General features: G+C 66.9%; 5 protein-coding genes. 1 reads left to right on the top strand and 4 read right to left on the bottom strand.

The features are described from left to right. Positions 1 to 66: 66 nt before the first annotated feature. Entirely contained in the window at positions 67 to 2,814 is a 2,748-nt protein-coding gene (locus tag BBIA_RS09640; protein ID WP_033491956.1) for an ABC transporter permease, read from the bottom strand. Between the two features lie 155 nt (positions 2,815 to 2,969). Beyond that, entirely contained in the window at positions 2,970 to 3,746 is a 777-nt protein-coding gene (locus BBIA_RS09635; RefSeq protein ID WP_033491954.1) for an ABC transporter ATP-binding protein, read from the bottom strand. Positions 3,747 to 4,040: 294 nt separating this feature from the next. Between BBIA_RS09635 and BBIA_RS09630 the strand changes: the two genes are divergently transcribed. Then, a complete protein-coding gene (locus BBIA_RS09630) occupies positions 4,041 to 5,768 on the top strand; it encodes an acetolactate synthase large subunit (RefSeq protein ID WP_051923955.1) in 1,728 nt (575 codons plus the stop codon). On the opposite strand, the gene BBIA_RS09625 is transcribed toward BBIA_RS09630, so the two are convergent. Together BBIA_RS09625 and BBIA_RS09620 are read right to left on the bottom strand one after the other, a co-directional pair. Beyond that, positions 5,765 to 6,577 (bottom strand): energy-coupling factor transporter transmembrane component T family protein, encoded by an 813-nt coding sequence (locus tag BBIA_RS09625; protein ID WP_033491952.1) that lies wholly within the window; start codon positions 6,575 to 6,577, stop codon positions 5,765 to 5,767. The two genes, BBIA_RS09630 and BBIA_RS09625, sit on opposite strands and share 4 nt — an antisense overlap. Then, entirely contained in the window at positions 6,574 to 8,142 is a 1,569-nt protein-coding gene (locus BBIA_RS09620; protein WP_051923952.1) for an ABC transporter ATP-binding protein, read from the bottom strand. The genes BBIA_RS09625 and BBIA_RS09620 overlap by 4 nt, the downstream gene beginning before the upstream one ends. Positions 8,143 to 8,151 lie beyond the last annotated feature (9 nt).

Genomic DNA, 8,151 nt, shown 5'->3' with positions numbered 1-8,151 from the left:
CTTCTGACTACCCCTCAGTCAGCTTTGCTGACAGCTCCCTGACAAGGGGAGCGTGATGTCGTGAAATCAGGCTTCGGCGAGGGCTTCGACCGGCGGCGTGCTCACGGCCCTATGTGCCGGGGCGATGCTGGCGATGAGCGCGGCGACGGCCGCGACGCCGAGCATGATGCCGTTGCCCGCCCAGTCGAACGGGAAGACCACGTCGCCGTACAGGCTGAACACCATGTAGGAGCCGAGCCAGCCGAACGCGGTGCCGAGCAGCACGCCGGCCACGCCTGAGACGAGCGAGAGCAGCAGCGCCTCGACGGCGAGCGAGCGGCGCAGCTGGCCGCGCGTCATGCCGATGGCCCGCAGGGTCGCGGATTCCCTGGTGCGTTCGATGACCGACAGCGACAAGGTGTTCGCCACGCCGACGAGCGCGATGAGCACAGCGACCGCGATCAGGCCGACGAGAAGCGCCATCAGACCGTTGATCATCGTCTCCCACAGCGAGCGTTCCGCGACCGGCCCGGTCACCTGCACGCCGGAGCTGGCAGTGAACGTCCGCTGCACGTCGGTAAGCACGTCGTTCAGGGAGACGCCGGCGGTGTCCGCGTCGATCTTCATGAGCAGCATGTGACCGGTGGCCTTGAGGTCGCCGTTCGTGAAGTGCGTGGCGCTGACGAACGCGACCGCATTGTAGTTTTCGGATACGCGGCGGTAGTCGACGTACGCCGGCTTGAGCGTGATCGTCTTGCCGGTCGACTTGGCTGACGCGTTCGCACCAGTACCGGAGTCGTCGCCCGTCATATCAGAGAACGTCACCGCATCGCCGCTGAACGCCATCTTCTTGCCGGTGAACACGTCGTACTTCGGCATGAGCACCGTGCCGTCGCCGATCGTGACGTTCCTGAGATCGGCCTTCATCACCGAGCGCAGCGCGTCCGCATCGTTCACGCCGACCAACAACACGGACAGGTCGTTGCCATCCTTGTCGGTCGTGTACTTCATGACGGTCGGCGCGTACACGGATGCCGCAACGCCCTTGATCTTGGCCGCGGCGGCCGCCTGTGATTCGGTCATTTCGGCGCCGTCGGCGATCATGTCGACGCTGAACCGCTTGTCGAGCGCCTCCCCCATCGTCTGCTTGGCGCTGGTCGCACCGGTCGCGATGGTCGCCACGAGCGTGACGCCGATGAGCAGCGCGGCGCCGGTCGCGGCCACGCGGCGCGGGTTCTTCTGGATGTTCGCGTGCGCGACCTTGGCGGATGGTCCGGCGAGCGCGACGAGCGCACCCACGCCGCGCATGAGCACGGGCAGCCAGAACACGGCGGACAGGACGAGGCCGAGGAAGATGAACGCGCAGCCGGCGATGGCCATGAGCAGTACGGTGGAATACGCGTCGGTGACCATGGACGAATGTCCGGCGATCGACTGGCTCATCTGCCATGCGGCGAATCCGGCGAACGTCAGACCGGCGAGCACGAACAGCGCGGAGATGACGCCGCGCACGAGTCCGGCACGGCGCGTGTCGGTCAGTTCGATCGGGCGCAGCGCTTCGAGCGGAGTCACGGACGTGGCTGAGCGTGCGGAGCCGAGCGAGGCGAGCACGGTCATGGCGATGCCGAACGCGACCGGCACAGCGAACGCCTGCCAGCTGACGATGAACCGCGCGTCCATGCCGGTCGAGGCCATGAGCCCGGACGCGCACAAGCCGCCGATCAGCGCGCAGCCGAGCGCCACGCCGAGCGCGGACGCGACAAATCCGAGCACGCCGGCTTCGAACAGGACGGAACCGTACAGCTGGCCCTTCTTCGCGCCGATTGTGCGCAATAACGCCAGTGTGCGGCGGCGCTGGGCGACGAGCACTTGGAACGTGTTGGCTATCACGAGCGCGGCGACGAACATGGCGAGCACGCCGAAGCTCAGCAGGAACGTGGTGGTGATGTCGGTGCCGCCGTCTGCGCTGAGCGATTTGATGGCTTCCTGGTTGGCGGTTTCGCGCGAGAGCACGCGGTAGTGCTTCGGCATGAGCTTGGCGAGCTTGTCGGCCGTGGCCTGCGCCTTGGCGGTGTCGGTCGCGCTGCCGTCGGTGCCGTTGCCGCCGCCGGCGAGGTCGAGGAACAGCTGGCTGGTGCGGACCTGGGAAAAGTCGTCGACGGTCTGCAGGGCGGCCATGACGTCGTTCGAGATCACGGACGCGCCGCCGTAGGAACCGTATACGCGGTTCGGATCGTCGGTCAGGCCGACGACGCGCACGCTGACGTTGCCGGCCTTATCAGCGTCAGTCGCAGTCGCGTCAGCGATCGACGCCTCCTCCTGCAGGCTGCGCGAGCTGAGCGTCACCGTGTCGCCGATCTTCACGCCGAGCTGCGCGGCGACGGACTGCGGCAGGGCGATCTCGCCGTTGTCGGCCGGCAGGTCGCCGTCCGCAAGACCGACCGGCAGCAGCCGCGCGTCCTTGGCGGTGCCGAGCGCAATGCCGCTGACGTTCTTGTCGCCGTTGACGACGGTGACGTCGGTCATCGTGTTGGCGCGCACGCCGTCGACGCCGTCGGTCGCGGCCAGCTGATCGAGATGGAAGTCGTTGACGGTGGTGGAGTATGCGGCGTCCCTCTCCTCTTTCGTCGCGGAGTCCAGCGCGTCGTAGTCGATGGTGACGATATAGTTCGCACCGCCGTAGCTGCCGGTCTGCTGGCGGCCGAGAGCGTCGGTCATGGTATTGGAGAACAGGAACGTGGCGCAGATGAACGCGGTACCGATGAGGATCGCGATGCCCGCGGGGATGAGCATCCGCGCGCTTTTTTTCATGAGTTTGAGCGTGATGGAAAACATGGGAAATTCCTTTTCAACCCTTCTCGGCTCCCTCTGATGAGGGAGCTGGCACGCGCAGCGTGACTGAGGGAGAGAAGAAGGCCGAACCTTCTGACTACCCCTCAGTCCGCTCTGCGGACAGCTCCCCTAGCAAGAGGAGCCAAGAATGCGGAATGTTATCGAATGGCGGCGCGGGTGGCGCGCTCGCGTTCAGCCATGAGCAGGTCGCTCATCCGTTCGGCGGTGGGATTCGGCACGTCGGCGACGATGTTGCCGTCGGCGAACACGATCGCGCGGTCGGCGTAGGAGGCGGCCACCGCGTCGTGCGTGACCATGATGATCGTCTGGCCGAGTTCCCTGACCGACTGCTTCAGGAAGCTCAATACCTCCGCGCTGGACACGGAGTCGAGGTTGCCGGTCGGCTCGTCGGCGAACACGAGCGCCGGCTTGGTGATGAGCGCACGCGCGATGGCGACGCGCTGTTGCTGGCCGCCGGACAGTTCGTTCGGACGGTGGTTCAGTCGCTCGCCCAGCCCGAGCGTGCGCACCAGCTGGTCGAACCAGCGGCGGTCCGGCCTCTCGTTGGCGAGCGTCAGCGGCATGAGGATGTTCTGTTCGGCGCTGAACATGGGCAGCAGGTTGAAGCTCTGGAAGATGAAGCCGATCTTGTGCCGGCGCAGCAGCGTGAGCTGGTTGTCGTTCATCTTCGTGATGTCCGCGCCGTCGAACACGATGCGGCCGCTGGTGGCCGAGTCGAGTCCGGCGAGCGTGTGCATGAGCGTGGACTTGCCGGAGCCGGACGGACCCATGATGGCCGTGAACCTGCCCTGTTCGAAGCGCACGTTGACGCCGCGCAGCGCATGCACGGCCGTGTCGCCCTGCCCGTAGTCCTTGACCAGATCGATCGCCTCGATGGCGGTCGGGTTGATGGTCGGAGTGACCAAACCTTCCATGATTCCTCGTTTCCTCGTAACGGTTATCGGATGATGGTTTCATGGTCCCGCGCAACGCGCTCCTCCGACATCGTGCGGCGGGCGGAATCCGGCCGGTCGCGTTCTCATCCCCGAGGATGAAGCCGCGTCGCGCGCATCCAGCGCACGGGCGACCGCGCAACGACATGCGGGCGATCACGATTTGTTACGGCCATATGTCGTCCATTACACCGGTTCGATCACCGCCCCGGTTATACTCATGCACTCGTGACCGAACAGCAACATCATTCCCTGATCTCACGCCTCGAATCGAGGCTGCACGAGAACGCCGCCCATCATCCGCAGCCGCAGCAGGCGGCCTCGCCGAAACCGACGGAACCGCGGCACGAACGCAACGTCGCCGACCTGATGGTCCAGTGCCTCGTGCAGGAGGGCGTCGAAGTGATCTTCGGCATCCCCGGCGAGGAGAACATCCCGTTCATCGAAGCGCTGGAACGCGACGGACGCATCCGCTTCGTCGTCACGCGCCACGAGCAGGGCGCGGGTTTCATGGCGCTCACGTACGCGCATCTGACCGGCAAGCCGGGCGTGTGCCTGGCCACGTTGGGACCGGGCGCGCTGAACCTGACGCTGCCGGTGGCGTGCGCGAACGCGAGCAACACGCCGCTGGTCGCCCTGTGCGCGCAGGGCAGCGTGCGCCGACTGCACAAGGAATCGCATCAGATCATCGACCTGGTGTCCGTGTTCCGCCCGATCACGCGCTGGACGAACATGATCCTGAGCCCCGAGGCCGTGACCGAGACGATGCGCAAGGGCTTCGCGCTCGCCCAGCGCAAGCGTCCGGCCGCGACGTGCATCATCCTGCCGGAGGACATCGCCGAGCAGCCGGCGCCGGCCGACGCCGAACCGCTGAGCCGCGCGCTGCAGGTGCACACCGTGCCGACGCCCGCCGACATCGACGCGGCGGCCGACATCATCGCCAAAGCGAAGCATCCGATCATCCTCGCGGGCAACGGCGTGAGCCGCGCGCACGCGGACTATCAGCTGCGCATCCTGTCCGAACAGCTCAACCTGCCGGTGGCGACCACGTTCGAAGGCAAGGGCGTATTCTCGGACCGCCACGACAACGCGCTCGGCGTGGTCGGCTTCATGCGGCACGACTACGAGAACTTCGCGTTCGACGACGCGGACCTGATCATCGCGATCGGATTCTCGATCCAGCAGTTCGACCCGGTCAAGATCAATCCGAAGAACGACAAGAAGATCATCCACATCAACACGTTCGTCGAGGACACGGACGCGCACTACACGACCACGCTGAACATCATGGCCGACATCGACGCGACGCTCACGCAGCTGATCGACGCGCTGCGCGAACGCGACGTGCGCTTCGACGACATGGAGTCGGACATCCGCCGCCTGCTCACGGACGAGTTCACGTCGCGCAAGGACGACGACTCGTTCCCGATGAAGCCGCAGCGCGTCGTCTACGACACGCGACGCGCGCTCGGCGACAGCGACGTGGCGCTCGTGGACACGGGCGCGCTCAAGATGTGGATGGCGCGCCTGTATCCGACGTATCTGCCGAACACGTGCATCATCGACAACAGCTTGTCGACGATGGGCTGGACACTGCCGGGCGCGGTGGGAGCCTCGCTCGCTCGCCACGGCCGACCGGTGCTGGCGGTGATGGGCGACGGCAGCTTCATGATGAACATGCAGGAGATCGAAACGGCGGTGCGGCTCGGCTGTCATATCGTGATTCTGGTGTGGGTGGACCGCGCGTACGGCCTGATCAAGTGGAAGATGGACCTGCACGCCGGCCACCATGACGACGTCGATTTCGGCAACCCGGATTTCGTCAAGCTCGCGGAGAGCTTCGGCGCGACCGGCACGCTGATTCAGGCTGCGAACGAGCTGGGTCCGGCGATCGAAGCCGCGATGACGGCGGACGGCGGTGTGCACGTCATCGCCTGTCCGGTCGACTACAGCGAGAACATGAAGCTCACCGACAAGCTCGGCGAGCTTGAATTACCCGGCTAATCCATCACCATCAGGATGACGGTGGCGACGGTCCCGATCACCGTCGCCGCGAGCAGCCCCCAGTCTGCCGGGCGCATGCGCAGCCGCACGCGGTAGGTGCGCGCGCCCGGCAGGCCGAGTCCACGCGATTCCATGGCCCAGCCGACGCCCTGGCTCATGCGGTAGGCGCGGATGAGCACGGCGACGATGATCGGCAGATACGACTTGAACCGCGCGACGAGGCGCGTGAACGGGTTGCCGCGGTGCGAGCCGGCCCCGGTCGCGTCACCGCCGGACAGGTCGAGTCCGCGCGCCCGCTGCGCGTCGGACACGGATTGGAAGATGCCGAAGAACACGGGAATGTAGCGCAGCGACGTGGCGAGCGTGAGTCCCGCGCGGTACGGCACGCCGAGCGCGACGAGCCCGCGCACGAGCTTCGCCTGGCTCGTGGTGAACAGCGTCAGGAAGCACGCGAAGCCGAGCGCGGGGATGCGCAGGCCCATGACGGCCGCCATGATCAGGTTTTCGCGGGTGAGCCGCAGGAATCCCCACCGCCACAGTTCGTGCGCACCGCTCGGGTCGAAGATCGGCCAGAGCACGACGATCATCACGATCACGAACGCGAGGATCTTCCATACCCACAGGATGCGTTCGGCCGGCACCCGGTCTGCGGCGAGCATCGCGTGCTCGAGGACGAGCGCCGCGGTCATGAACGCCCAGTTGCGCCAGATCAGGCACAGGACGAGCAGCGCGAGCGACATCGCGAATTTGACGCGCGGGTCGGCGCGGTGCAGCCAACCGTCGCCGGGCACGTACAGGTCAGCGTTCATCGACGCTCCTTTCGCTGGCCGTCGTGCGCGAGCCGCCCGTATTCGACGAGCCGGCCCGCGTCCATGCGCATGACGTGCGTGCAGTAGTTCGCGACCGCGCGCATGTCGTGGCTGATCATGATCACGGTCGTGCCGGCGCGGTTGAGCGCGGCGACCGCGTCGAGCAGTTTCGTGGACAGGTTGCGGTCGAGTCCGGCGGTCGGCTCGTCGAGCACGAGGATCGGCGTGCGCATGGCGAGCACCGAGGCGAGCGCGACGATGCGCCGGTCGCCGTAGCCGAGCGTCGCGGGCGACACGTCGGCGAACCGTTCCAGATCGAACAGTCGCAGCATGTCGTCGACGGCGGCGCGCACCTGCGCGTCCGTGCGGCCGAGCGCGCGCGGGCCGAAGCCGATTTCCTCGCGCGTGCTGGCGCAGAAGATCTGATGGTCGGGATTCTGGAACACGAATCCGACGTGCGCGGCCATGCGTCCGACCGCGTGCGTGCGCGTGTCGAGCCCGTCCACGACGACGCGGCCGGAGGCTGGTCTGAGCAGCGCGTTGAGATGCCGTGCGAGCGTGGTTTTGCCTGACCCGTTGCGTCCGATCAGTCCGACGAACGCGCCGCGCGGGATCGTGCAGGTCACGTCGTCGAGCGCGGGCGCTGACGGGCCGTTGGACGTTCCGTTGTCCGTCGATTCGTCGTCCGCCGAACCGTCGTACCGGTAGGTGACGTGGTCCAGCACGATCGCCGGATCGGCCGCCGCTCCCCCGCCGTCGGCCGGAAGCACGCGCAGCGTCGGCTCGCCGTCGCCGGGCGGCGCGACGCCGAGCCGTGCGAACAGGTCCGGTTCGCGGTCGAACAGTCCGACGTCGCCCTGAGCGACGAGACGTCCGTGGTCGAGCACGAGGATGCGGTCGGCCCAGCCGGGGAAATGCGACGTGTCCTGCTCGGCCATGACGACGGTGAGGTTGCGGCCCGCGCGGCTGCTTCGGATCGCGGCGAGCGCGGCGAACACGTCACGTCTGCCGTCCGGGTCGAGTGCGGCGGTCGGCTCGTCGAGGATGAGGATGTCCGGTTCGGCGACGAGCGCGGCGGCCAATGCGACGCGCTGCATCTGCCCGCCGGACAGGCTGGTGGGCACGCGTTTGCGGTACTCCCCCATGCCAACCAAGGCGAGCACGTCGTCGATGCGCCGGTCCATGAGCGCCGGGTCCATGCCGCGATTTTCGAGCGGGAATGCGATTTCGTCCTCGACAGACGCGCAGAACAGCTGCGATTCGGGGTCCTGCTGCACGTAGCCGACGTTGAGCGACAGTTCGGCGACGGACGTGCGGGCCGTGTCGTGGCCGGCGACGGTGACAGTGCCGCGCATGTCGCCGTCCGCAAGGTTGGGGATGATGCCGGCGAGCGCCATGCACAGCGTCGATTTGCCGGCACCGGTCGGTCCCACGACGCCGACGAATTCGCCGGCGCGGATGCGCACGGACACGCCGTCGAGTCCGGGGATGGGGCGGCCGCCGTCGGCGATCGACGCATAGTCCCAGCCGAGTTCCCTCGTTTCGATCAGGTCGTCCAAGCTCATTCGATTCAT

The organism is Bifidobacterium biavatii DSM 23969 (genome assembly GCF_000741165.1).
Classification (GTDB): Bacteria; Actinomycetota; Actinomycetes; order Actinomycetales; family Bifidobacteriaceae; genus Bifidobacterium; species Bifidobacterium biavatii.
The sequence above is the reverse complement of the archived record's forward strand: the minus strand, read 5'-3'. Positions and strand labels throughout refer to the sequence as shown.